General features: G+C 62.7%; 21 protein-coding genes. All 21 read left to right on the top strand.

Annotated features, from left to right (window positions below):
* The first annotated feature begins 385 nt into the window (after positions 1 to 385).
* The 21 genes from EOE18_RS00570 (at position 386) to EOE18_RS00475 (ending at position 24,044) form a co-directional block, all read left to right on the top strand.
* Positions 386 to 886 (top strand): division/cell wall cluster transcriptional repressor MraZ, encoded by a 501-nt coding sequence (locus tag EOE18_RS00570; RefSeq protein ID WP_127705152.1) that lies wholly within the window; start codon positions 386 to 388, stop codon positions 884 to 886.
* Positions 883 to 1,848, top strand: a complete 966-nt coding sequence (gene rsmH, locus EOE18_RS00565; protein ID WP_127705150.1) for a 16S rRNA (cytosine(1402)-N(4))-methyltransferase RsmH — start codon at positions 883 to 885, stop codon at positions 1,846 to 1,848. Before EOE18_RS00570 ends, rsmH begins: the two co-directional genes overlap by 4 nt.
* On the top strand, positions 1,845 to 2,369 hold the full coding sequence (locus EOE18_RS00560) for a hypothetical protein (RefSeq protein WP_127705148.1): 525 nt from the start codon (positions 1,845 to 1,847) through the stop codon (positions 2,367 to 2,369). Before rsmH ends, EOE18_RS00560 begins: the two co-directional genes overlap by 4 nt.
* Entirely contained in the window at positions 2,366 to 4,162 is a 1,797-nt protein-coding gene (locus EOE18_RS00555; protein WP_127705146.1) for a peptidoglycan D,D-transpeptidase FtsI family protein, read from the top strand. Before EOE18_RS00560 ends, EOE18_RS00555 begins: the two co-directional genes overlap by 4 nt.
* Positions 4,159 to 5,625: a UDP-N-acetylmuramoyl-L-alanyl-D-glutamate--2,6-diaminopimelate ligase gene (locus EOE18_RS00550; protein WP_127705144.1), complete on the top strand. Its 1,467-nt coding sequence runs from the start codon at positions 4,159 to 4,161 to the stop codon at positions 5,623 to 5,625. Before EOE18_RS00555 ends, EOE18_RS00550 begins: the two co-directional genes overlap by 4 nt.
* Complete coding sequence (locus EOE18_RS00545; protein WP_127705143.1) at positions 5,625 to 7,187, top strand: UDP-N-acetylmuramoyl-tripeptide--D-alanyl-D-alanine ligase; 1,563 nt, start codon at positions 5,625 to 5,627, stop codon at positions 7,185 to 7,187. The genes EOE18_RS00550 and EOE18_RS00545 overlap by 1 nt, the downstream gene beginning before the upstream one ends.
* A gap of 18 nt (positions 7,188 to 7,205) precedes the next feature.
* A complete protein-coding gene (mraY, locus tag EOE18_RS00540; RefSeq protein WP_127705141.1) occupies positions 7,206 to 8,279 on the top strand; it encodes a phospho-N-acetylmuramoyl-pentapeptide-transferase in 1,074 nt (357 codons plus the stop codon).
* Positions 8,276 to 9,616 (top strand): UDP-N-acetylmuramoyl-L-alanine--D-glutamate ligase, encoded by a 1,341-nt coding sequence (gene murD / locus EOE18_RS00535; RefSeq protein WP_127705139.1) that lies wholly within the window; start codon positions 8,276 to 8,278, stop codon positions 9,614 to 9,616. The genes mraY and murD overlap by 4 nt, the downstream gene beginning before the upstream one ends.
* Positions 9,616 to 10,851 carry an FtsW/RodA/SpoVE family cell cycle protein gene (locus tag EOE18_RS00530; protein ID WP_127705137.1) on the top strand — a complete coding sequence of 412 codons (1,236 nt, stop codon included), beginning with the start codon at positions 9,616 to 9,618 and terminating at the stop codon, positions 10,849 to 10,851. The genes murD and EOE18_RS00530 overlap by 1 nt, the downstream gene beginning before the upstream one ends.
* On the top strand, positions 10,848 to 12,029 hold the full coding sequence (gene murG, locus EOE18_RS00525) for an undecaprenyldiphospho-muramoylpentapeptide beta-N-acetylglucosaminyltransferase (RefSeq protein ID WP_127705135.1): 1,182 nt from the start codon (positions 10,848 to 10,850) through the stop codon (positions 12,027 to 12,029). Before EOE18_RS00530 ends, murG begins: the two co-directional genes overlap by 4 nt.
* Positions 12,026 to 13,438, top strand: a complete 1,413-nt coding sequence (murC, locus tag EOE18_RS00520) for a UDP-N-acetylmuramate--L-alanine ligase (protein ID WP_127705133.1) — start codon at positions 12,026 to 12,028, stop codon at positions 13,436 to 13,438. Before murG ends, murC begins: the two co-directional genes overlap by 4 nt.
* Positions 13,435 to 14,334 carry a UDP-N-acetylmuramate dehydrogenase gene (gene murB, locus EOE18_RS00515; protein ID WP_127705131.1) on the top strand — a complete coding sequence of 300 codons (900 nt, stop codon included), beginning with the start codon at positions 13,435 to 13,437 and terminating at the stop codon, positions 14,332 to 14,334. The genes murC and murB overlap by 4 nt, the downstream gene beginning before the upstream one ends.
* Before the next feature lie 38 nt (positions 14,335 to 14,372).
* On the top strand, positions 14,373 to 14,552 hold the full coding sequence (locus tag EOE18_RS18640; RefSeq protein WP_220445950.1) for a hypothetical protein: 180 nt from the start codon (positions 14,373 to 14,375) through the stop codon (positions 14,550 to 14,552).
* On the top strand, positions 14,549 to 15,490 hold the full coding sequence (locus EOE18_RS00510) for a D-alanine--D-alanine ligase (RefSeq protein ID WP_127705129.1): 942 nt from the start codon (positions 14,549 to 14,551) through the stop codon (positions 15,488 to 15,490). The genes EOE18_RS18640 and EOE18_RS00510 overlap by 4 nt, the downstream gene beginning before the upstream one ends.
* A 21-nt stretch (positions 15,491 to 15,511) precedes the next feature.
* On the top strand, positions 15,512 to 16,864 hold the full coding sequence (locus EOE18_RS00505; RefSeq protein ID WP_220445949.1) for a cell division protein FtsQ/DivIB: 1,353 nt from the start codon (positions 15,512 to 15,514) through the stop codon (positions 16,862 to 16,864).
* Entirely contained in the window at positions 16,864 to 18,138 is a 1,275-nt protein-coding gene (gene ftsA, locus EOE18_RS00500; RefSeq protein WP_127705127.1) for a cell division protein FtsA, read from the top strand. Before EOE18_RS00505 ends, ftsA begins: the two co-directional genes overlap by 1 nt.
* A gap of 159 nt (positions 18,139 to 18,297) precedes the next feature.
* Positions 18,298 to 19,836, top strand: coding sequence for a cell division protein FtsZ (gene ftsZ / locus EOE18_RS00495; RefSeq protein ID WP_127705125.1), 1,539 nt, complete (start codon positions 18,298 to 18,300; stop codon positions 19,834 to 19,836).
* Positions 19,837 to 19,908: 72 nt separating this feature from the next.
* Entirely contained in the window at positions 19,909 to 21,615 is a 1,707-nt protein-coding gene (locus EOE18_RS00490; protein ID WP_164852618.1) for a tetratricopeptide repeat protein, read from the top strand.
* A 225-nt stretch (positions 21,616 to 21,840) separates the two neighbouring features.
* On the top strand, positions 21,841 to 22,347 hold the full coding sequence (locus EOE18_RS00485; protein WP_127705789.1) for a type III secretion system chaperone family protein: 507 nt from the start codon (positions 21,841 to 21,843) through the stop codon (positions 22,345 to 22,347).
* Positions 22,348 to 22,350: 3 nt separating this feature from the next.
* A complete protein-coding gene (gene proC / locus EOE18_RS00480; protein ID WP_127705122.1) occupies positions 22,351 to 23,160 on the top strand; it encodes a pyrroline-5-carboxylate reductase in 810 nt (269 codons plus the stop codon).
* Between the two features lie 137 nt (positions 23,161 to 23,297).
* Positions 23,298 to 24,044, top strand: a complete 747-nt coding sequence (locus EOE18_RS00475; RefSeq protein WP_127705120.1) for a Bax inhibitor-1/YccA family protein — start codon at positions 23,298 to 23,300, stop codon at positions 24,042 to 24,044.
* Positions 24,045 to 24,047 lie beyond the last annotated feature (3 nt).

The following is a 24,047-nucleotide window of genomic DNA, read 5'->3' as shown; positions in this document are numbered from 1 at the left end:
TGGGGAATTTGCGGGACAGATGGGCGCGAATGGCGCCAACCTTGCGGGAAATTGTGGGAATGGGGCGGCTTCTGGCGAATCTTGCCATGCAATCGTTCCAAATTACAGGACATTACTTATGGTTTTGCCCTTGGTTTTCTCGTTGACCCCTTAGAGCTTGGACAAAAAAGCCTAGAAAAAACAAGGTAGACCCATTTCCGGCGCATAAAGTGGCAGATTTTCCCGCATTGTGGCTTCCCTGCCCGTATGTGTCGCGGTATGGATAGGCTTCGGAAAGAGTTTTCGTGGCGCATCTGCGGATGCCCGGTGCCGACGCCTTCGCGTCCCGCCGTCAGCGAAGCTTTGTCCGTGGTGTGGGGGCTTTCGCATAGCGGGGTATGGTGGGGTGACTGGATTTCCGGTCATTTATATGGGGCAGGGCTTCTCGCCGAAGGGCGATAAGGAGCGCTTTGTCCTGCCCGCCGATATCCGCAAGATTGTGAGCGAAGCCAGCGGCAATCTGACCGAAATGCTGGTTGCAAAACACGAGGAATGGGACTGCCTGATCGCTTGCGGCACGTCCTATAGCCAACAACTGGCCGATGAAATCCGCGCCGAACACGCTGCTGCCATGGCCAATGGCCTGCCCTCCCAACGCAGCAAGCGCGCCCTTCTGTTCGGTTCGCTGGTCAAGGTCAATTTCGATGGATCGGGGCGATTCATCCTGCCGCAGCATCTCAAACAACAGGCCCGGATCAGTGATTCGATTTATATCCATGGCACGCTCGATTATTTCACCATCTGGTCGCCCGACGTGTTGAACGAACAGACCGGCCCAGAATGGATCGGCCCGCAGGCCTCCTGCGCCAGCTTTGCCGCGACCGGCGGCGGAAGGGGGCGTAAATGAGCCTTCTCGACGCCATCCCGCATGACGCCCCGCATATTCCCGTGCTGCTGGACGAGGTGATTGCCGCGCTGGCGCCTGCCGAGGGCAAGGTGATCGTCGACTGCACCTTGGGCGCGGGCGGCTATACGCGCGCTCTGCTGGATGCGGGCGCCACGGTGCACGCGTTCGACCGCGACCCCGATGCGATTGCCGCCGCGCAAGTCTGGGGTCAGCCCTATGGCGATCGCCTGATCCTGCACCCCCGCCGCTTTTCCGAAATCGCCGCCGCTCTGGCCGAGGCGGGCGTGGGGCCGGTGGATGGCATTGTGGCCGACATCGGCGTGTCCTCGATGCAGCTTGACCAGCGCGAGCGCGGCTTTGCCTTTGGCAGCGATGGCCCGCTGGATATGCGCATGAGTCAGGAAGGCCCCAGCGCCGCCGATTTCTGCAACACGGCCGAGGATGAGGTGATTGCCAATGTGCTGTTCACCTATGGCGAAGAGCGTCAATCGCGCCGCGTGGCCCGCGCGATTGTGGCGGCGCGTCCGCTGGAAACTACGGCGCAACTGGCAGGCGTGATCCGCCGCGCCTTGGGCCATAAGCCGGGCATGCCGAAAGACCCCGCCACCCGCAGCTTTCAGGCGATCCGCATCCATGTGAATGACGAATTGGGCGAGTTGGAAGGCCTGCTGGCGGCCAGCGAGGGCCTGCTGGCCGCTGGCGGTCGTTTGGCCGTGGTCAGCTTCCACAGTCTGGAAGACCGCATCGTCAAGCAATTCCTGAAGGATGCCAGCGGTGCCAAGGCCGCCGTGTCCCGCTATGTGCCGGTGACGCCGGCCGCCGCGCCTGCAGCATTTGAACAGATTTCCAAGGCCATTCGCGCTGGCGAGGCCGAACTTTCCCGCAACCCCCGCGCCCGTTCCGCGACTTTGCGTTACGCCACGCGCACCCATGCTGCCGCCAATATCCGGAGTGCGTCATGAATCTGACCCGTGATCGTATGCATATCATCGGTTGGGGTGTGGCTTTGGCCATTTGTTTCGCGCTGGTGATGCTGCTGACTTTCCGCGTCAATGCGGTGAAGTCGCAGGTGCATCTGGCCGACCGCGAAATCGCGCGGTTGAAGCAGGAAAAGCTGTTTCTGGAAACCGAGTTTGAAACCCGCGCCAGCCAGCAGCAATTGCAGGCCTTCAATCAGGTGGACTTTGGCTATCAGGCGCCCAAGGCTGAACAATATCTGGAAAATGAACGCCAGTTGGCCGCTTTGGGTAAACCGCGCAGCGTGGACGCGCCTTCGCCCATCCGTGTGGCCTCGGCCGAGGCGGTGAGCAGCGAAACCCGCCTGATGCCCGCTTTGGCGCAGCAGGGTAGCGCGGTGCTGGATATTGCCGCCCATGCCGGTGAGGCGGATGACAAACCGGTCAAATCTGTTAAGCGTTTGAAACCATCGGAACTTTCTGATCACTTGGCGCAATTGGGCGCCCGTGCAGGACATCGCGAATGAACTCTGCCAGCACAGCCCATCGCCCCCATCTGGCCGCTCGGGCCTCCATCGCCACGGTCGTCTCTGCGGGACGGCCGGGTTTGGTGCATGTGCGCTCGCAAGCTTTGACCGATGCGCGCAAGCGGGGGCTGTGGGTGCTGCTGGCCTTCCTGCTGATCTTTATTATCGCTCTGGTGCGGATCACCTATCTGGGCATGGCCGATCCGGCGCGGCCCGATGGCGATGCGGCGGCAGCGCCTACCGAACGTGGCGATATTCTGGATCGCAATGGCGTGCCTTTGGCGCGGGCTTTCCCTGCCTATTCGCTCTGGTTCAATCCGCATGCGATGGGCGATGGCCCCGCCTTGGTGCATAGCCCTGCCGAAGTGGCCATGGCGCTGCATCGCATCTTCCCCGATGAGGATGTGGCCGAACTGACCCAGCGCCTCGCCTCGGGCAAGGCAGGTTATCTGCGCCGCCGCATCCTGCCCGAGGATGCCAACCGCATCCACGCCATTGGCGAACCCGCGCTGGAATTCCCGCGTGAGGCCGAGCGTTTCTATCCGCAAGGCACGCTGGCTGCGCATATCCTTGGCTATGTCGATTCCAAGGGCGTGGGACAGGTGGGTATGGAGGCGGTGTTCAACCGCCAGTTGACCGATCCGGCCACGCGCAACACGCCTGCGGTGCTGTCCATCGACGCCCGCGTTCAGGGCGCGCTGGAGGATGAATTGCTGTGGGGCATGACCCGCGCGCAGGCCAAAGGCGCGGCGGGCGTGGTGCTGGACGTGGATACGGGCGAAGTGCTGGCTTTGGCTTCGCTGCCCAGCTTCAACCCCAATGCCCTGCGTCCAGAAGATATTTCCGACAGTGCCGATCCCACCAAGCAGGCCAATATTTTCAACCGCGCCACCAACCAGACCTATGAGCTGGGCAGCGTGATGAAGCCGATCACCGTGGCCGCGGCGATTGATGCGGGTCTGATCACCAATCTGGGCAAGCGTTATCCGGCGGACAAGCCTTTGGAAATTGCCGGTATTACCGTGCATGACCACGAGACCTACGGCGCCAGCCTCAATATTATCGAGGCGCTGATCCACTCGTCCAACATCGTGCTGGCGCAGGTGGGGGATCAGCTCGGCTCGCAGAAGATGCAGAGCACTTTGCAGGCTCTGGGCTTTAACGAAAGGCCCTATATTGAACTGCCCGCCAAGGGCCGCCCCAGCTGGCCGCGCGGGGATCGTAATGGCGTGTGGTCGCGGGTGACGACTGTTACCGCCTCCTATGGCCATGGTTTCACCATCACCCCGATCCATCTGGCCAGCGCCTATGCCGCTTTGGTCAATGGCGGGATCTGGCGTCCGGCCACCTTGCACAAGGTGGAGCCGGGTCAGGCCCCTGCCGGTCGCCGCGTGTGGCAGGCATCGACCAGCGCGCGTATGCGCCAATTGCTGCGCTCGATTGTGGATGTGGGTACGGGTAAAAGCGCCAATGCGGTGGGTTTCCGCGTGGGGGGCAAGACGGGCACCGCCGAAGTGGCCGACAAGAACGGCTATCACCGTGATCAGGTGGTGGCGACCTTTGCCTCGGCCTTCCCGATGGACCGCCCGCGCTATGTGGTGATTGCCACGCTGGATCAACCCAAGGCCAATGCCGCCACCAGTTTCCAGCGCACCGCCGCATGGAATGCAGCGCCGGTGGTGGGCCGCGTGATCCCGCGCATCGGGCCGCTGCTGGGGGTAATGCCGGATGCTAGCCGCGATATTGATATCAGCGACATTGCGCCCTTGATTGCCAATGGAGAAGGCGAATGAGGCTGAGCGAAATTTTGCAAGCCGCAGGCAGGCCGGAGGTTGGGGGGGATGCCCCAGTTACCGGTTTTGCCATTGATAACCGCCGTGCGGCGCCGGGCAATGTGTTCGGCGCCTTTGTTGGCGCCAGCGTGAATGGCGAGGATTTCATTCCTGCCGCCGTGGCCGCAGGCGCCATTGCCGTGGTGGCGCGGCCCGAGGCGAAGGTGGAAGGCGCGCTGCATATTGCCGATGCCAATCCCCGTCGCACCTTTGCGCAATTGGCGGCCGGTTTCTACACGCCTCTGCCCGCCACGCTGGTCGCCGTTACCGGCACCAATGGCAAAACCAGCACGGTCGAAATGGTGCGCCAGATCTGGCACCGCGCGGGTGAGCGCTCGGCCTCCATCGGCACTCTGGGCATCACCACCGCGCAGGAAGTGACCTATACCGGCCTCACCACGCCCGATATTGTCACCTTCCTTGGCAATCTGACCGGTTTGGCGCGCGAGGGCGTGACCCATGTGGCCTATGAAGCCTCCAGCCATGGCCTGAGCCAATATCGCAGCGAGGGGCCGCGCGTGGTGGCGGGCGCTTTCACCAATCTCAGCCGCGACCATCTGGATTATCACGCCACGATGGAGGACTATTTCGCCGCCAAAATGCGCCTGTTCGACGAAGTGGTCGAAGATGGCGGGGCCTGCGTGGTTTGGGCCGATGATGCATGGTCGGATCGCGCCATCGCCCATGGCAAGGCGCGGGGCCTGCACATCATCAGCGTGGGCGAACAGGGCGAGGCGATCCGCCTCTTGCGGCGTGAACCCACCGCTTTGGGCCAGACCCTGCATATCGCGCATGAAGGCATCGAACGCAGCATCAACCTGCCGCTGATCGGTGCTTATCAGGCGGCCAATGCGCTGGTCTCGGCAGGTCTGGCGCTGGCCAGCGGGATCAAACCGGATGTGGTGTGGGATGCTCTATCGCGCCTCTCGCCGGTGCGGGGGCGGTTGGAGCGCGCAGGGCTGAACCGCGCCGGTGCGCCCGCCTATGTCGATTATGCCCATACGCCCGATGCCTTGGAGGCGGCGATTGCGGCTCTCCGCCCGCATCTGGGGCAGGGTGGGCGGTTGATCGTGGTGTTTGGTGCTGGCGGCGACCGCGATGCTGGCAAGCGTCCGCAGATGGGGGCAATTGCCGCTGCCCATGCCGATGTGGCCATTGTCACCGACGACAACCCGCGCGGGGAAGACCCTGACGCGATCCGTGCCGCCATTCTGGCTGGCGCGCCGCAGGGGGCCTTGCAGAATATTGGGGATCGTCGTGCCGCGATTGCCCATGCCATGCAATTGGCACAAGGCGGCGATATTGTGTTGATCGCCGGTAAGGGCCATGAGCAAGGCCAGATTGTCGGCCGTGGGGCCGATATGCGGGTTCTGCCCTTTGATGATAGTGCCGTGGCGCGTGAATGCGCCGGAGAGGTGGCGTAATGGTGGCGAAGGCGAAATCGGGCGGCGGCAAGGCTGGCGGCAAGGGCAAGAGCGTTGCCACAGGCAAAACGGCGGCCGCTGGCAAGGCGCGCAAGGCCAAGAGCCCCGCGCTGGCATCTGTTCTGGCATGGCCGGTCTGGGCCGAGGATCAGGCGCCGCGCTATCTGTGGAGCGCGCAGGAACTGGCTTTGGCCACCGGTGGCAAGGCCAGCGGTGATTTCCTTGTCTCCAACGCGGCCACGGACTCGCGCGAGATTGTGGAAGGCGGCCTGTTCTTCGCCATGCGCGGCGAGGCGATGGATGGCCACCGATTCATTCCCAAGGCTTTCGAACTGGGCGCCACCGCCGCTGTGGTGGAACATCCCATCGATCAGCCCCATATTCTGGTGAAGGACAGTTTTGCCGCATTGCAAGCCGTGGCCAAAGCCGCGCGCGAGCGTATCCTGCCCGAGACCAAGATCATTGGCGTCACCGGATCGGTGGGCAAGACCAGCGTGAAAGAGGCGATCTTTGCCGCGCTCAACCGTTCCAGCATGGGCCGCGCGCATCGTTCGGTGAAAAGCTATAACAACCATGTCGGCGTGCCGCTCAGTCTGGCGCGGATGCCGGTGCGCAGCCTGTATGGCATTTTCGAAATGGGCATGAACCACGCGGGCGAAATCAGCGGCCTGACCGCGCAGGTGCGCCCGCATGTGGCAGTGATCACCACCATTGCCCCCGCCCATATCGAGAATCTGGGCAGCGAAGAGGCGATTGCCGACGCCAAGGCCGAGATTTTCGAAGGTCTGGTCGAAGGCGGCACGGCGGTTATCCCCGCCGACAGCCCCTATTGCGAGCGTTTGCGCGCCGCTGCTCTGGCGCGGGGCGCCAAGGTGGTGACCTTTGGTCGGGCCATGGGTTCCGATGTGCGCTTGCTCGACGCTTTGCCCGGTATGCTGGGCGGGACGCTGGTGACGGCTGATCTGGGCGATATTCGCCTGTGCTATACGGTGGCGGCTGCGGGTGAGCATTGGGTGACCAATTCGCTGGCGGTGATGGCCACGGTGCGCGCGGTGGGCGGCGATCTGGGCGCGGCGGGGCTGGCTCTGGCCGAGATGCAGGGTATGGCCGGTCGCGGTGCGCGGATTGATGTGGCCACTTCCGATGGCGGCACGGCTTTGCTGATCGATGAAAGCTATAATGCCAATCCGGCCTCGATGCGCTCCACTTTGGCGGTGCTGGGGCAGGAAAAGGCGACGCGGCGCATTGCCGTGCTGGGCGCAATGAAGGAACTGGGCGATTTTGGTCCGCGCTTGCACGCGGCTCTGGCCGAGCCTTTGGCGGCGGCCAAGGTCGATTATGTGCTGTTGGTGGGGGCTGAAATGGCATCTCTGGCCGATGAGTTGCGGAAAGGCGATGATTCCGCTCTTGGCAAGGCCATCCCCTTCGCCCATTGCTCAACCGCTGACGAGGCCATCGTGGCGCTGACCGATTTCGGTTTGGCCAAGGGCGATGCCGTGCTTGTCAAAGGATCGAATTCTGTGGGGCTGGGCCGTCTGGTCGCCAGCCTTGCCAAACAATAACGGGTCTGATCGGCGTCCATGCTTTATTTGCTTGCCCAATTCTTCCACTTCCCCGGAGTGGCCAACCTTATCCGGTATCAGACGTTCCGTGCCGGAGCGGCTCTGGCCACGGCTTTGCTGATCGGTCTGGTGATCGGCCCGCGCTTTATCGACATGCTGCGTATGAAGCAGGGCAAGGGGCAACCCATTCGCGAGGACGGGCCCAAGACCCATCTGGCCAAGCGCGGCACGCCGACCATGGGCGGCTTGATGATGCTGATCTCGCTGATCGGTTCGGTGATCCTGTGGATGGACCTGTCCAATCCGCTGGTCTGGGCCTGTATTGCGGTGACGGCGGGCTTTGGCATGATCGGCTTCCTCGACGATTATGACAAGGTGACCAAGCGTTCGACCGCTGGCGTTTCGGGCCGTGCGCGTCTGATTGCCGAATTTGTGGTGGCGGGCGTGGCCAGCTGGATCATGGTCAGCCATATTGGCCGCACCGACCTTTATCTGCCCTTCTTCAGCAAGCTTTATGTGCCGCTGGGGCCGCTCTATTTCGTGTTTTCCGCCTTTGTGATTGTGGGGGCGGGCAATGCGGTGAACCTGACCGATGGTCTGGACGGGTTGGCCACCATGCCGGTGATCATCGCGGCGGGCACCTTTGCCATCATCGCCTATCTGGTGGGCCGCGTGGACTATGCCGCCTATCTGGGCATTCCCCATGTGGCGCGCGCGGGCGATCTGGCGATTTTCTGCGCGGCGATCATGGGGGCGGGTCTGGCCTTCCTGTGGTTCAACGCGCCGCCTGCAGCTGTGTTTATGGGTGACACCGGCAGTCTGGCTCTGGGCGGCGCTCTGGGCGCGATTGCGGTGGCCAGCCATCATGAAATCGTGCTGGGCATTGTGGGCGGTCTGTTCGTGCTGGAGGCGGTGTCGGTGATCATTCAGGTGTTCTGGTACAAGCGCACCGGCAAGCGCGTGTTCCGCATGGCGCCGATCCACCACCATTTTGAACAGAAGGGCTGGGCCGAACCCACCGTGGTCATCCGCTTCTGGATCGTGTCGATCATTCTGGCCCTGATTGGCCTTGCCACGTTGAAAGTGCGATGATCACCAGCGGCGCCTTTGCAGGTAAAAGCTATGCCGTGCTGGGGCTGGCGCGCAGCGGGCTGTCGGCGGTGGCTTCTCTGGTGGCGGGCGGGGCCAAGGTCACCGCTTGGGACGCCAAGGAAGAGCCGCGCGCGGCCGTGGCGACCGAATATGGCGATGCGGTGGAATTTGGCGATCCCTGCGTGATCGACCTGAACGGCTTTGCAGGCGTGGTTGTCTCGCCCGGCGTGCCGATCAACCGCCACCCGATTGCCGATGCGGCGCGCGCGGCCAATGTGCCGCTGATTTGCGATATAGAGCTTTTCGCGCAGGCCCGCGCCGCTTTGCCCGACCATCGCGTGGTGGGCATTACCGGCACCAATGGCAAATCCACGACGACGGCATTGACGCTGCATCTGCTGCAACAGGCCGGTGTGCCCGCGCTGATGGGCGGCAATATCGGCCTGCCCGTGCTGGGCCAGCAGCCTTTACCCGACGGCGGGGTCTATGTGCTGGAACTGTCGTCTTATCAGATCGACCTGACCCATTCGCTCGATTGCGAAGTGGCGGTGGTGCTCAATCTCTCGCCCGACCATCTGGACCGCTATGATGGCTATGAGGGCTATGCGGCCAGCAAGGCGCGTTTGTTCGGAATGCAGGCCATCGGCCATCTGGCGATTGTCGATTACCGCGCCGAGATCGAGGATGATGTCCTGCGCTTTGCCCCCGATGGGCAGCCGTTCCAGTTTTTGAACGGCATTGATCTGCCTGGTGATCAGGCCGAATGGCCCAGCCTGCAGGGGCCGCATAACCGTTTGAATGCCGCCGCCGCTGTGGCCGCTGTGCGCGCCTTGGGGCTGGATGACGCGACGATCGAGGCGGGGCTGAAAAGCTTTGTCGGCCTGCCGCATCGCATGGAGCGCGTGGCGGAAGTGGATGGCGTGTTGTTCGTCAACGATTCCAAGGCCACCAATCCTGCCTCTACTGCCCCTGCGCTGGCCGCATGGCCGCCGGTGGACGGGCATCGCCGCATCCACTGGATTGTGGGCGGATTGCCCAAGGGCGACACTCTGGACGAATGCGAGGCCTATTACGGCCATGTCGCCGCCGCCTATACGATTGGCGATGCCGGCGCTCTGTTTGCCGATTTGCTATCCCCCGTTATGCCCACCACACGGGCGGAGATGATGAGCGAGGCGATCCGTCTGGCCATTGCGGCGGCCAAGCCGGGGGATGTCGTGCTGCTCTCGCCTGCCTGCGCCAGTTTTGACCAGTTCCGTGATTATGAGGCGCGCGGCGATGCATTCCGTCAATTGGTGGCGGTGATGACTGGTGCCGGTGAAGGGACCAGCAACTGATGGCCAGCCTGCCCGCCGAAACAGGGCCAGCCCCTTATGTGCCCGGTTCGCGCAGCGCCTCGCGCCCGCGCCGCACCCGCCATTCGGACTGGGTGGTGTGGTGGCGCGAGATTGACCGTGTGCTTTTGTTCTTCGTGCTGATCCTGATGGGCATTGGCGCGGTGGCGGTGGCGGCCTCCAGTCCGGCCAGCGCGCGCCGCCTGTCGACCGCGAAAGAGCATCTGGATGATGCGCATTTCTTCTGGCTGCAAATCCGATGGCAGGCCGCCGGTCTGGTGACCATGATCGCCGCCTCCCGCCTCAGCCGCGAGAATGCGCGGCGTTTGGGCATTCTGTTGGGCTTTGCCATGTTGGGCGGATTGATGCTGGTGCCGATTGTTGGCAGCACGGTGAATGGTGCAAAGCGCTGGCTGCATTTTGGCGTCTCGCTGCAACCTTCGGAATTTTTGAAGCCAGCCTTTGCCATCACGCTGGCATGGATCCTGTCCTGGCGACTGCGCGATCCCAAAATGCCGGTGCTATGGATCTGCACGGGGATTATGGCGCTGGTGGGGGTCTTGCTGATGCTCCAGCCCGACTTTGGTTCGACCGTGCTGTTTGCGGGCGTATGGTTTGTGATGATGGTGATGGCGGGCCTGCCGCCGCGCATCATTCTGGCCATTGTGGGCGCGGTGCCGGTGGTGATCGGGCTGGTTTACGCCTTATATGAAAATGGCCGTCACCGTATCGACGCTTTCCTTGGCGGCGGAAGTTCGTTTGACCAGGTGGATCTGGCCCATCGCACTTTGGTGGCCGGAGGCTGGACGGGCACCGGCCTGTGGCTGGGCACGCGCAAGCTGGGCCTTCCCGAAGCGCATACCGACTATATTTTCTCGGTGGTGGGTGAGGAATTCGGCCTGTGGATGTGCGGTCTGATCATTGTGATCTATTTCGCCATGGTCGCCCGCGTGCTGGTGCGTCTGGGGGACGAGGATGACCTGTTCGCCGTGCTGGCCGCAGGCGGTCTGATCGCGCAATTGGGAGGGCAGGCCTTCATCAATATTCTGGTGAACCTGCAACTCTTCCCTTCCAAGGGCATGACGCTGCCGCTCATTTCCTATGGCGGTTCTTCCACGTTGGCTTTGTGCATGACCGTCGGATTCCTGCTCGCCATTACGCGGCGTAATCCCTATTTGAAGGCTGACCCTTTCACGCCGAAAGGGGCTTTGCCCACTATTATGAGCCTGTTCAAATGAGCATGCAGTCCACGCCTGACGTTTCCCGCCATTATGTTCTGGCCGCAGGGGGCACGGGTGGCCATTTGATCCCCGCCTTTGCGCTGGCCGCCGAACTGGTGGCGCGCGGCCATCAGGTGGCGTTAATCACCGACGAGCGGGGCGCTGCCATTCCGGGTAAGCCGGAATATCTGCCCGCCCATGTGCTGCCTGCGGGGCGTTTGCAGGGCAAGAATCCGATTGGCTGGATCAAGGGGCTGCGCGCGATCTGGGCGGGGCGCAATCTGGCGCTGGATTTCTTCCGCGAATTTGAACCCAGCGCGGTGATCGGCTTTGGCGGCTATCCGGCCTTGCCCGCGCTGTTGGCGGCGACCGCTGCGGGTATTCCGGCGGTGATCCATGAACAGAACGCCGTGCTGGGCCGCGTGAACCGCTTCCTTGCCGGTCGGGTGCAGGCGATTGCCACCGCCTATCCCGAGGTGCAGCGTCTGGAGCAAAGCCATCTGGGCAAGACCTATCTGGTGGGCAATCCGGTGCGCGCCGAAGTGCTGGAATTGCGTGAACAGCCTTTCCCTGCTTTCACCGGCGATGGCTTGCTGCGGGTGCTGGTCACCGGCGGCTCGCAGGGCGCGCGGGTGCTGTCAGAAGTGGTGCCTGATGGCTTGGCCATGTTGCCGCCCGCCTTGCGCACCCGTTTGCAGGTGACCCAGCAATGCCGCCCCGAAGACATTGCCGCCGTGCGTGAACGCTATGCCGCGCATGACATTCCCGCCGAATTGGGCACCTATTTTGAAGATATGGCGACCCGCCTTGCCGATGCGCATATTTTCATCGGGCGCGCAGGGGCCAGCACGATTGCCGAACTGACCGCTGTGGGCCGCCCTGCCATCCTGATTCCGCTGCCGATTGCCACCGACGACCATCAGGCCGCTAACACGGCGGAGATGGTCGAAACCGGCGGCGCGCGCGCGATCCGTCAGGAAAAGTTTACCGCCGTCGAACTGGCCAAACAGATTCAGGCCATTGCCAAGAGCCCCGAAGCCTTGGCCAATGCCGCCCATGCCGCATGGAATTGCGGCCGCCCCCATGCGGCGCAGGATCTGGCCGATCTGGTGGAAAGTTTTGGTCAGGCGCCTTTGATGGATGTGATTCGCATGGGCGGACAAAAACAGACAAGAATGCAGGAGCAAACCGCGTGAAGGGCGTAGCAACGGACATTGGCACTATCCACTTTGTGGGTATTGGCGGCATTGGCATGTCCGGCATTGCCGAGGTGATGGCCAATCTGGGCTATCGGGTGCAGGGCTCGGACATGGCGGAAAGCTACGTGGTCGAAGGCTTGCGCAGCCGTGGCATCACCGTGTTCATCGGCCATGCGGCGCAGAATGTGGGCGATGCGGCGGTGGTGGTCACCTCTACCGCAGTCAAGCGTGACAATCCCGAAGTGGTGGCTGCCCTTGAGGCGCGTATCCCCGTGGTGCGCCGCGCCGAAATGCTGGCCGAATTGATGCGGTTGAAAAACACCGTGGCTGTGGCTGGCACGCATGGCAAGACCACGACTACCAGCATGATCGCTGCCTTGCTGGATGCGGGCGGGGTGGACCCGACCGTGATCAATGGCGGGATCATCAATTCCTATGGCTCCAACGCGCGCCTTGGCGCCAGCGACTGGATGGTGGTGGAGGCCGACGAGAGCGATGGCTCCTTCCTGCGTCTGGATGGCACGATTGCGGTGGTTACCAATATCGACCCCGAGCATCTCGATCACTACGGCAGTTTTGACCGTGTGAAGGAATGTTTCGTCGAATTCATCGAAAATGTGCCTTTCTATGGCGCGGCGGTGCTGTGCATCGACCATCCCGTGGTGCAGGCGATCATCCCCAAAGTGCGCGACCGCCGCGTGATCACCTATGGTTTTTCGGCCCAAGCCGACGTGCGCGGCGAAGCGGTGACGCCGGTTGCCGGTGGCAATCGCTTCACCGCAGTGCTGCGCCAGCGCGATGGCAGCTTCCGCCGGATCGAGGATATTCATCTGCCCATGCCGGGCCGCCATAATGTGCAGAACGCCTTGTCTGCCGTGGCCGTGGCGGTGGAAATGGGCGTGGAGGACGAGATCATCCGCACCGGCTTTGCCAAATTTGGCGGGGTCAAGCGCCGCTTTACCAAGGTGGGCGAGGTGAATGGCGTGTCGATCATCGACGATTACGGCCATCATCCGGTGGAAATCCGCGCTGTGCTGGCCGCTGCGCGTGAAGGCGTGAAGGGGCGCGTGATCGCCGTGGTGCAGCCGCATCGCTTCACCCGCCTGCGCGACCATATGGAGGATTTCGCCGCCGCCTTTAACGATGCCGATATTGTCTATGCAGCGCCCGTCTATGCCGCGGGCGAGCAGCCGATCGAGGGCGTGGACAGCGCCGCCATGGTCGAAGGCATCAAGGATCGCGGCCATCGCAGCGCGCATCTGACCAGCGGGGCCGAGCAATTGGCCAGCCAGTTGGCTTCTGTGGTGCAGGATGGTGACATGGTGGTCTGCCTTGGCGCGGGCGACATTACCAAATGGGCAGCCGGTCTGGCCGATGCCATTGCCAAGGTAAAGGCGGGCGCATGAGCTTTCCCGAAGTCGGCCAGATCAAGGTGGCGGGCAAGCTGACGGCCAATGCGCCGCTGGCCCCCTTGGTGTGGTTCAAGAGCGGCGGCTGCGCGGAATGGCTGTTCGAGCCGAAGGATACCGCTGATCTGTGCCAGTTCCTAGAGCAATTGCCCCCGCCGGTGCCGGTGATGGCCTTGGGCTTGGGCTCCAACCTGATCGTGCGCGATGGCGGGGTTGCGGGCGTGGTGGTGCGTCTGGGCAAGGCCTTTGCGCAGGTGCGCAAGGTGGAAGACCTGACTCTGGAATGCGGCGGCGGGGCCAGCGGTATTCTGGTATCTTCCACCGCGCGGGACCATGGCATTGCGGGGCTTGAATTCCTGCGTTCCATCCCCGGCACCGTGGGCGGTTTTGTCCGCATGAACGGCGGGGCCTATGGGCGCGAGGTGAAGGACATCCTGATCGACTGCGACGTGGTGATCCGTTCGGGCGAGATCGCTACTCTGCCTCTGTCGGAACTGGGCTATACCTATCGCCATTCGGATCTGGTGGATGGCTGTTTTGTTGTGGCCGCCCGTTTTCGCGGGGTAGCGGGCGAACCGGCCGCCATTCAGGCCGAGATGGACCGCATCAGCGCAAGCCGCGAGGCGAGCCAGCCCCTGCGCAGCAAGACCGGCGGCAGCACGTTCAAGAACCCCGATGGCGGCAAGGCATGGGAACTGGTTGACAAGGCCGGTTGCCGTGGCCTCACCATCGGCGGGGCGCAGGTTTCGGAAAAGCACACCAATTTCCTGATCAACACTGGCGAGGCCACCAGCGCGGAGATCGAAGCGCTGGGCGAGGAAGTCCGCCGGCGGGTGAAGGAACAATCCGGCGTCGAGCTGGAATGGGAAATCAAGCGAGTCGGGAAGCCTTAATTTTGCGTCTATTGTGCAGCCTCTTGGGTTTGTGCCTTTTGGCACTTATGCTGTGGGGTAGCCTGTGGGCGGGATTTAAGAATTTTGATGTGGCAAACGCATGGGGCCGTGAAGACCGGTTGTTTGCGCTTGTGTATGTTCTGGTCAACTATGCGCTCGTCGCTGCGGCATTCTGGATGCTGCGAGGCGGGCCAAAAATTTTTCGGGAAAAGAAGTGAGCCTACCCAAGCTTCATGTCGCGGTATTGATGGGCGGTTGGTCGTCCGAACGTCCGGTCTCGTTGATGAGCGGGGAAGGCGTGGCCAAGGCGCTGGAAAGCCGTGGGCACAAGGTGACGCGGGTGGATATGGGCCGCGATGTGGCGCAGGTGCTTGCCGCCGCCGCGCCCGATGTGGTGTTCAACGCGCTGCACGGCGCGCCGGGTGAAGATGGCACGGTGCAGGGCATGATGGACCTGATGGGCCTGACCTATACCCATTCCGGCCTTGCCACCAGCGTGATCGCCATGGACAAGGAACTGACCAAGCGCGCTCTGGTGCCGCATGGCATTCCCATGCCCGGTGGTCGCGTGGTGAAATCCTCCGAGCTTTATGCAGGCGATCCGCTGCCGCGCCCCTATGTCTTGAAGCCCGCCAGCGAGGGCAGCAGCGTGGGCGTGGCCATCGTGACCGAGGAAGGCAATTACGGCAATCCGATCAGCCCTGATGTCGCTGGCCCTTGGCAGCATTTCCCCGAATTGATGGCCGAGCCTTTTGTGCGCGGGTTGGAACTGACGACTGCTGTGCTGGGCGATCAGGCGCTGGCGGTGACGGAGTTGAAGCCAAAGACGGCTTTTTATGATTTCGACGCCAAATATACCGATGGCCTGACCGAGCATGTCTGCCCCGCGCAGATCCCCGATGAGATCACGCAGGCTTGCAAGGACATCGCCCTGCGCGCCCATCAATTGCTGGGCTGCAAGGGCACGAGCCGCAGCGATTTCCGCTGGGACGATGAAAAGGGTCTGGATGGCCTGTTCCTGTTGGAGGTGAACACCCAGCCCGGCATGACGCCTTTGTCGCTGGTGCCCGAACAGGCCCGCTATCTGGGCATGGATTACGCCACTTTGGTGGAGGCGATTATCGCCGAAGCCCTGCGCGACGCTGGCAAGGCGTAAGGGGCCGGATTGGGGGAAACCATGGGGCAAACGATCCGCCGCAGCGGGGCCAACGCCCGCAAACAGGCCGCCAAGGCCAGTTCCGCCCGCAAGGTGGAGGCGGCGCGTGCGCAGACGGGGTCGCTGCTCGACTGGGTTTTGGACAATCTGCCCTTTTCCGAGGCTCAGTTGCACCGCTTCTTCCTGCTGCTGATTCTGGCGGCGGCGGCGGGTCTGTTGGTGCTGGTCGCCAGTCTGGCGGGCGTTCCGGCCATGGCGGAAAACCATGTTGCCAGCCTCGCCACGCAGGCCGGTTTTGCGGTGCGGCGGGTGGAGGTGCATGGGGTCAAGCATCTCAATGAACTGACCGTCTATGACCGCGTGCTGGGCACGCAGGGGCGGCAGGCGATGACCCGCATCGATCTGGCCGCGATCCGCGCCGATCTGATGACGCTCAATTGGGTGGAAGAGGCGCGGGTTTCGCGCGAATTGCCCGATACGCTGGTGGTGGATATTGTCGAGCGTCAGCCCCATGCCGTGCTGAAAATACGCGGGGCCGATGGCAGCGACAGTTTTGTCTTGATCGACGCGACCGGTCACGAATTGGAGCCGATTGCCGCGCTGCGGACCAAAAACCGGCTGGTGATGGCGGGCGAGGGGGCCGAGTTGAAGGTCGCGGCTTTGACCGCGCTGCTCGATGCGGCACCGGCTTTGCGCCCGCAAGTGGCGGAGGCGGAATGGATCGGCCACCGCCGTTGGAACCTGACGTTCAAGACCGGCCAGACTTTGGCCTTGCCCGAGGGTGAGGAAGCGGCAGCGCATGCTCTGGTGAAATTCGCGCAATATGACGGCACGAACCAATTGCTGGGCGGTCAGGCGGCGGCGTTTGACATGCGTCTGGGCGACCGGATCTATGCCCGCGTGCCCAACCGCGAGGCCGATGCGGCGGCCGCCGCCGCGGCTCAGGCCAATGGTGCTGCGGCTGCGGGAGCCGTTGCTGCATCGCCGACGCCCAGTGCCTCAGCGTCGAGTTCGACCGCCAAAGTGGTTGGTGCGGCAGCTGTTGGTGCCGGTGTGGCGGTGGCCGCCGCAGTGGCCCATAGCGCGGAAAAGCCGGTGAAGGCCGCGCCCAAGCCGCCTAGCGCGGTGGTGGGCAAGCCCTTGGCGGCGGTGGCCAAAGTGGTGGCCAAGCCCGAAGTGCACAAGGCTGAGGCGCGTAAGCCAGAGGCGCATAAGCCCGCCACGGCGCCCCATAAAGCAGAGGCGCATAAGCCCGAAGCCAAGAAGCCGGCGGCCAAGCCTGCCCCTAAACCAGCCTCCAAGCCCGCGCCCAAACCAGCCACCAAATCGACCGCCAAGGCCAAGCCTGCTCCCAAGAAGACCGAGAAACATTGATGGCCACCTCCCGCATCGCCCGCGTGTTTGGCGCGGTCAATATCGGTTCTTTTCGCATTTCGGCCTTGATCGCTGGCACCGATGAAAATGGCGAGATGGTGGTGCTGGGCAGCGCCCATCGCGCCGCGCAGGGGATCAAGCAGGGCTATGTGGTAGACATGCCAGCTGCCACTTTTGCCGTGCGCGATGCGATCGAAAAGGCCGAGAAAATGGCCAATACCAGCGTGTCCAGCGTGTGGATTGGCTGTTCGGGGGCAGGGCTGGCCAGCGAATTGTTTCATGTCGAGAACGAGATTGGCGGACGTCGGATCGAGCCGGATGATATTGACCATCTGTTGATGTGCGCCCGCGAAACCATTCAGCCTGCTGGCCGCATGGTGCTGCATGCCCAGCCTGCGCATTACATGCTGGATGGCGCACATGGCGTGGTGAACCCGCGCGGGCTCCATGCCGAAAGGCTGGGGGTGGACGTGCATGTCATGCTGGCCGACAGCGCACCGATCCGCAATCTGACCGAGACGGTGCAGAATGCCCATCTGGAAGTGGAAGCGGTGGTGGCCAGCCCCATGGCCACCGCCTTTGCCTGTCTGACCATGGAAGAGCGCGAATTGGGCGTGGCTCTGGTGGAATTTGGCGCGGAAGTGACCACAGTTTCCGTGCATGCGGCGGGCATGTTGCTGGGGCTGGCCACGATCCCGATGGGGTCGGGCGCGATTACCGATGCGATTGCCAGCTCGTTCGGCATCCGTCGTTTTCAGGCCGAGCGTCTGAAATGTGTCAATGGTTCGGCGATTGCCACACCGGCGGATCATCGCGAGATGATTCCCGTGCATGGGCCGGGCGAGGAATTCACGGGCCAACTGGCCCGCCATGCGGATGATAAAAACCGTATTCCGCGCGCCGAATTGATCAGCGTGATCACCGGCCAATTGTCAGCCTTGATGGATGATATTTCACGCGTGTTGAAAGCGCAGGGCTTTTCCGGTGCGCGCGGGGCGCAGGTGGTGTTTACCGGCGGCGGCGCCGAATTGGCGGGGCTGGCCGATTTTGCCCAAGGCGCCTTGGGGCGGCCTGTGCGGATCGGGCGGCCATCCACCCTGCGTGGCCTGCCCGAAGCGCATATTACGCCCGGTTTTTCGACGCTGGCCGGGCTGGTGCAATATGCCTCGGCCGATCCGGTGGATATTCGCACCGTGGGTCTGGCTAAAAGGCGCAAGGCCATGAAGGGCGGGTGGCTGACGCGGATAATCCATGCGGCCAAAGATTATTTCTAACCGTTGACGGTATTTGCTCCACGGTGGACCGCAACCCTGTGGACAAATGTGCGGAAAGCTTTGCTTCGCTGAGTCGAAGTGTGCATTTTAAGGTTGGCAGGAGCGCCCCTCTTCCACAACGGGGGCGGGTTTTCGAGGCAAGCCTCGCAGGAGAAGGCAATGAGCATCAATATTGGTCCGGCGGCAGTGGATGAGCTTCGTCCGCGCATTACCGTTATCGGGGTGGGCGGCGCTGGGGGCAATGCCATCGCCAACATGATCCGCGCCCAGATTGAAGGCGTGGACTTTGTCGTGGCCAACACCGATGCGCAGGCGCTGAACAATTCGATCGCCGAGCATCGCATCCAGTTGGGTCCGGATATCACGCAAGGTCTTGGTGCCGGTTCGCGCCCCGAAGTGGGTCGTGCGGCTGCCGAAGAAACCTTGATGGAAATCGACCGTCTGCTCGACGGTGTGCATATGGTGTTTATCGCGGCCGGTATGGGCGGCGGCACCGGCACGGGCGCGGCGCCGGTCATCGCCAAGGCGGCGCGTGACAAGGGCGTGCTGACCGTGGGCGTGGTGACCAAGCCGTTCCTGTTTGAAGGCACGCGCCGTATGCGCAGCGCCGAGGCTGGCATCGAAGAGCTGCAAAAGCATGTTGATACGCTGATCGTCATTCCCAACCAGAACCTGTTCCTGGTGGCCAAGGCAGAAACCACCTTCAAGGAAGCGTTCCAGCTGGCCGATGAAGTGTTGCAGCAGGGCGTGCGTTCGATCACCGACCTGATGGTGATGCCGGGCCTGATTAACCTTGACTTTGCCGACGTGCGTTCGGTGATGGCCGAAATGGGCAAGGCGATGATGGGCACGGGCGAGGGCGAAGGTCCGACCCGCGCGCTGGACGCCGCCGAAAAGGCAATTGCCAACCCGCTGCTCGACGGTGTGTCGATGCAGGGCGCGAAGGGCGTGATCATCTCGATCATCGGCGGCGACGATATGAAGCTGCTGGAAGTGGACGAGGCCGCCAACCATATCCGCGAACTGGTTGACCCCAATGCCAACATCATCTGGGGTAGCGCGTTCAACCCTGATCTGGATGGCAAGATCCGCGTGTCCGTGGTGGCCACCGGCATCGAACAAACCGTTGGTCAGGCCGAGGAAGCCTCGCGTCCCTTCTCGATGCAGGCTGCACGCGGTCCGGCCCGTCCGGGCATTGTGGCGCCTTCGGTTGCTCCGCAGCCGGTAGCAGCCCCCGCCCCGCAGGTGGCTCCGCAGCCCGCACCGCAGGCTGCCCCGCTGCATGTGGCGCCGCCTGAAACCTATGCCCCGCCCGTGGCCGAGCCTGTGGCAGAAGCCAAGCCGGTCTTCCGCCCCGCCCCCTATGCTTCGGCGCCGGAAGATACGCTGGATCTGGGCGCGCTGGAGGAATTGGAGGAAGCGCCCGCTCCCGCCAAGCCCGTCGCCTATCAGCCGCCGCGTGAGGAAATGATGCTGGACGCTAGCCGCCTGGGTGAGGATGAAGCGCCGATGATTGCGCGTCGTCGTGCTCCTGCGGCGGAAAAGCCTGAAGCGGCCCCCGCGCCGCGTTCGGCAGGCACTTTGTTCGAACGGATGGCCAATCTGTCCTCGCGCCGCAAGGATGAGGATAGCGAGGGTGAGGAAGATAGCGGTGCGATCAATATTCCGCGCTTCCTCGGTCGCCAGAATAACCAGTAAATCAAAGCGGGCGGCGCAGCATATGTGCCGCCCTGCTGCTGTATGAGGCCTGAAATGAACCCCAAGGGGCACATGGCAAAGCGCCGTCAGTCTGCTGGCTGGCGGCGAAACATTTTGTTGGCGGCTTGTCTGTCGGCAGCTTGGATGGGCGCGCCATCGGTTTCTGCGCAAACCGTCAACGCAGAGGCGCAGGACCCTAACAAGGTGCTGGCGGCGGCTTTGGCGCGTCTGGGCCGCAATTCGCGCGATATTGAGGCGTTGCAAATGGCGGGCGATGCCGGGTTGGCTCTGGGCGATGTGCAGGCGGCGATTGGCTTCCTCAGCCGCGCCGACCGTTTGTCGCCCTATAATCCCAATGTGATGGCCAGTCTGGCCTCGGCCCGTTTGCGCGCGCAGGATCCGGTGACGGCGATTGGCCTGTTCGAGGACGCGGCCAAGGCGGGTTCGCTCAATGGCGAGCAGATTGCCGATCGCGGGCTGGCCTATGATCTGGTGAGCGACAATGTCACCGCCCAGCATTATTACCGCGAGGCTTTGGCGGCGGGCGCGGGCGATGAAGCGGTGCGCCGCTTGGCGCTGAGTCTGGCGATTATGGGTGATCGCAAGGCAGTGGAAACCGTGCTGGCGCCCTTGCTGCAGAAGCAGGACCGTTCGGCTTGGCGTATCCGCGCCTTTTCCTATGCTATTCTGGGGCGTGAGGAGGAGGCGGTGTCTATCGTCAATTCCACCATGCCTGCGGAAATGGCCTCGGCCATGGCGCCCTATTTGCGTTACATGCGCAAGCTGACCCCTGCCCAACAGGCGGCAGCGGCCAATCTGGGTTTCTTCCCCCAGCCATCGCAAGTGGGGCAGGAAAATGCCCGCATCGCCGATTGGGTGGCCAGCCATGGCTTGCGCCGTCCGGCTTCGGCGGATCTGGCTCTGGTGCCGCAGGGCGAGGCTTTGGGCAGCCGAGCCAATGCCGCCCCGCCCGAGCCCAAGCCTTCGCGCAGCACCAGTGCCGCTGTGCCGGTGGAACTGGCCGCCGCTACGCCGGTGCGCAGTCCTGCGGCCTCGCGTCAGTCTGAGCCAAAGTCTGACGCCGGACGGCCTGAACCGACCCGTCAGGTGGGCACGGCGGCGGTGGTGTCCAGCTTTGATCTGGCGCGCGTGGCCCCTGCGGTCAGCGCTCCCGCGCCGCAGCGCGAGGTGCAGGCGCCGCAGCCTGAACCTGCGCCGCGGATCGAAGCCAAGCTGGAGCCTGCGCTGGTGCTGCGTTCGCAACCGGTGGTGCAGCCCTTGCCCAAGGCAGAACCCAAACCGGAGCCTAAGCCTGCGCCAAAGGTCGAGCATAAGGTCGAACCCAAGGCACCGGCCAAGAAGCCCAGCTTCACGCAATTGTTTGAAGAATTTGGGAAAGTGGCTGCTGCCCCTGCGCCCGCATCGGGGGCGGTGGATATTCGCAAGATTGCCGCGCCGCGTCCCACGCCCAAGGCGCCACCCCCTCCGCCGCCGCCCAAGCATCCCAGCCGGATTTGGGTGCAGGTGGGCATTGGCAAGGAAAATTCGCGCATCCTGTTCGATTGGCGCAAGAACGAAAAGGCCGAGCCCGCCCTGTTCAAGGGGCATACGCCGCATATTTCCGATTGGGGGCGCACCAACCGCGTGTTGGTCGGGCCGTTTGATACAGAGGCAGCGGCCAAGGCCTATAATGACAAATTGCACAAAGCCGGTTTCGCGGACTCGCATGTCTGGTTGAGTTCCGAAGGGCAAGTTGTTGATTCTATAGGAGAGCCTTGAGTTTTGTCCCTTTTGGCGCCTCGGCGCAATGTTGCGCGTTTTTCCACAAGCTTTAAACAAGCAAGTCGGTTTATACGCAATTGTTGCAGGCGCCATACTTGTGCGGACAGGGGTCTATGGCGCATCGCATAAAGGCTTGGGCGGGCGTGCTCGTTTCGCTCAGGCAGGCATAGCGTTGGTTGCACTTTGGAGCATTTGTTCCGGACGACAGATCGGGTCTGCATGATGAGGCTGAGTGAAGGCGAAATGGGGCGTCACGAGGACTGCCCTCCGGTGGAGATGCTCGGGCAATTGTTCGAGGCTCGTGGCTGGACGCATGAATTTGTCAGCGAGGACGAGATTACCGTCGAAGTGCAGGCCAGTTGGGCCAGCTATCAATTGCGCGCCATCTGGCGGGCGGAGGATAATGTCCTGCAATTGCTCTGCCTGCCCGAAATCCGCGTGCCTGATGACAAGCGGGTGGCGATGTTCGAAATGCTGGGCCTGATCAACGAGCAATTGTGGCTGGGCCATTTCGATGTGTGGTCGAACAATTCCATGCTGCTGTATCGCCATGGCCTGATGTTGGGCGATGATGGTCTGCTAAGCCTTGGCCAAGCGCAGATGTTGGTCGAAGTGGCGGTCGAGGAATGCGATCGTTTCTATCCCGCCTTCCAGTTCCTGCTGTGGGGTGACAAGACGCCGCAGGAAGCCTTGGCCAGTGCGCTGGTCGATGCGGCAGGGGAGGCGTGAGACATGTGGCCTGAAAAGATTCTGTTCATCGGTTGCGGCAATATGGGCGGCGCGATGCTGGCGGGTTGGCTGCGTTCGGGCATGGCGGCGGATCGTTTCACGATTGTCGACCCCAAGCTGGAAGCGGCGCCCGATGGCGTGGAGCTGCTGCGCAGCTTGCCGCAGGGGCGGGTTTTCGACGTGATGGTGCTGGGGGTGAAACCCCAGATGCTGGATGATGTGGCCGGTTTGCTCACCGCTTTGGCGGGGGCAGAAACGGTGGTGCTGTCTATGCTGGCGGGTGTCGAACTGGCCAGTCTTGCTTCGCGTTTCCCGCAGGCCAAGGGGATTGTGCGCGTGATGCCCAATCTGGCGGCGGCTGTGGGCAAATCTCCGATGGGCGTTGTCGCGCAGGGCTTGGATGAGACCCAGCGTAACGCCATGTTTGACTTCCTTGCGCCTTTGGGTGCCCCCGAATGGGTGGGTGAGGAGCTGTTTGACGCGGTGACGGCTTTGGCTGGCTGCGGTCCGGCCTTTGTCTATCGCTTCATCGATGCGCTGGCTACGGGCGGCGCGGCGATTGGGCTGGACCCTGCACAATCCCTGCGTCTGGCACAGGCGACGGTGGATGGCGCGGCGGCTTTGGCGGCAGCTTCGCCCTATTCGCCCGGTGAATTGGCGCGGCGTGTGGCCAGCCCGGGTGGTTCGACTCAGGCTGGGCTGAACGTGCTGGATGCGGATAATGCTATGGCTGATCTGATTTTGGCCACCTTGGCCGCATCGCGCGATCGCAATGTGGAAATGGGCCAAGAAGCGCGCGCCGCCAGAGCGTAAAGTTGCGGCGCGATATTCAGCCACAATTTGTTACGCTTTTTTATGCTTGCTCCGACTTGAAGTCCGGCCCATCCTGCCGATATTCTGATGTAGCGCGGCGCGGGAGTTTCCGCCGCCGCCGGAATGGAGTAAATGCAATGGCCATCTGGAATGACCCCCAGCCGTCGCAGACGAGCTTTGGCGCGTCTTCGAGGATGAATGCTGGTTATGCGAGCGGCGCGGCGCTGGACGCCGGCCTTCGCAAATATATGCTCTCGATCTATAATTACATGGCTTCGGGCGTGCTGCTTTCGGGCATTGTGGCGCTGGGCTTTGTGGAATCGGGTCTGGCGGAGCAAGTGTTCCGCACCCCGCTACGCTGGCTGATCGTGCTGGCCCCGTTGGCTTTCGTGTTCGGGATGAGCGCTGGCCTCAACCGCATGAAGACCTCGACGCTGCAGGCCTGTTTCTGGGGCTTTGCCGTGGCGATGGGCTTGTCGCTCTCCTCGCTGCTGCTGGTTTACACCGGCCCGTCGATCGCCATGACCTTCTTTGCCACCGCCGGTTCCTTCGCGGGCCTTAGCCTTGTTGGCTATACGACGAAAAAGAGCCTGTCGGGCATGGGCAGTTTCCTGACCATGGGTCTGTTTGGCCTGATCATCGCGATGCTGATCAACGCTTTCTTCCCCATGCCGGGTATGGGCTTTGCCATCTCGCTGCTGGGCGTGGCCATCTTTGCGGGCCTGACCGCTTATGACACGCAGCAATTGAAGAACACCTACATGCATGTGGCTGGCACCTCGATGCAGGAACGTGTGGCCATCATGGGCGCGCTGAACCTCTATCTGGACTTCATCAACCTGTTCCAGTTCCTGCTTAGCTTCTTGGGTGACCGCCGCAATTAAGCG

Origin of the sequence: Novosphingobium umbonatum (genome assembly GCF_004005905.1) — a bacterium.
GTDB lineage: Bacteria > Pseudomonadota > Alphaproteobacteria > Sphingomonadales > Sphingomonadaceae > Novosphingobium > Novosphingobium umbonatum.
This window is presented reverse-complemented; position numbering and strand designations above follow the sequence as displayed.

Excerpts from the sequence above, each read along its gene's own strand:
- EOE18_RS00490 (WP_164852618.1), top strand. The coding sequence starts at position 19,909 with ATGGCAAAGCGCCGTCAGTCTGCTGGCTGGCGGCGAAACATTTTGTTG.
- ftsZ (WP_127705125.1), top strand. The coding sequence starts at position 18,298 with ATGAGCATCAATATTGGTCCGGCGGCAGTGGATGAGCTTCGTCCGCGC.
- ftsA (WP_127705127.1), top strand. The coding sequence starts at position 16,864 with ATGGCCACCTCCCGCATCGCCCGCGTGTTTGGCGCGGTCAATATCGGT.
- EOE18_RS00550 (WP_127705144.1), top strand. The coding sequence starts at position 4,159 with ATGAGGCTGAGCGAAATTTTGCAAGCCGCAGGCAGGCCGGAGGTTGGG.
- EOE18_RS00530 (WP_127705137.1), top strand. The coding sequence starts at position 9,616 with ATGGCCAGCCTGCCCGCCGAAACAGGGCCAGCCCCTTATGTGCCCGGT.
- EOE18_RS00505 (WP_220445949.1), top strand. The coding sequence starts at position 15,512 with ATGGGGCAAACGATCCGCCGCAGCGGGGCCAACGCCCGCAAACAGGCC.
- proC (WP_127705122.1), top strand. The coding sequence starts at position 22,351 with ATGTGGCCTGAAAAGATTCTGTTCATCGGTTGCGGCAATATGGGCGGC.
- murB (WP_127705131.1), top strand. The coding sequence starts at position 13,435 with ATGAGCTTTCCCGAAGTCGGCCAGATCAAGGTGGCGGGCAAGCTGACG.
- rsmH (WP_127705150.1), top strand. The coding sequence starts at position 883 with ATGAGCCTTCTCGACGCCATCCCGCATGACGCCCCGCATATTCCCGTG.
- EOE18_RS00545 (WP_127705143.1), top strand. The coding sequence starts at position 5,625 with ATGGTGGCGAAGGCGAAATCGGGCGGCGGCAAGGCTGGCGGCAAGGGC.
- murG (WP_127705135.1), top strand. The coding sequence starts at position 10,848 with ATGAGCATGCAGTCCACGCCTGACGTTTCCCGCCATTATGTTCTGGCC.
- EOE18_RS00555 (WP_127705146.1), top strand. The coding sequence starts at position 2,366 with ATGAACTCTGCCAGCACAGCCCATCGCCCCCATCTGGCCGCTCGGGCC.
- mraY (WP_127705141.1), top strand. The coding sequence starts at position 7,206 with ATGCTTTATTTGCTTGCCCAATTCTTCCACTTCCCCGGAGTGGCCAAC.
- EOE18_RS00475 (WP_127705120.1), top strand. The coding sequence starts at position 23,298 with ATGGCCATCTGGAATGACCCCCAGCCGTCGCAGACGAGCTTTGGCGCG.
- murD (WP_127705139.1), top strand. The coding sequence starts at position 8,276 with ATGATCACCAGCGGCGCCTTTGCAGGTAAAAGCTATGCCGTGCTGGGG.
- EOE18_RS00485 (WP_127705789.1), top strand. The coding sequence starts at position 21,841 with ATGAGGCTGAGTGAAGGCGAAATGGGGCGTCACGAGGACTGCCCTCCG.
- EOE18_RS00560 (WP_127705148.1), top strand. The coding sequence starts at position 1,845 with ATGAATCTGACCCGTGATCGTATGCATATCATCGGTTGGGGTGTGGCT.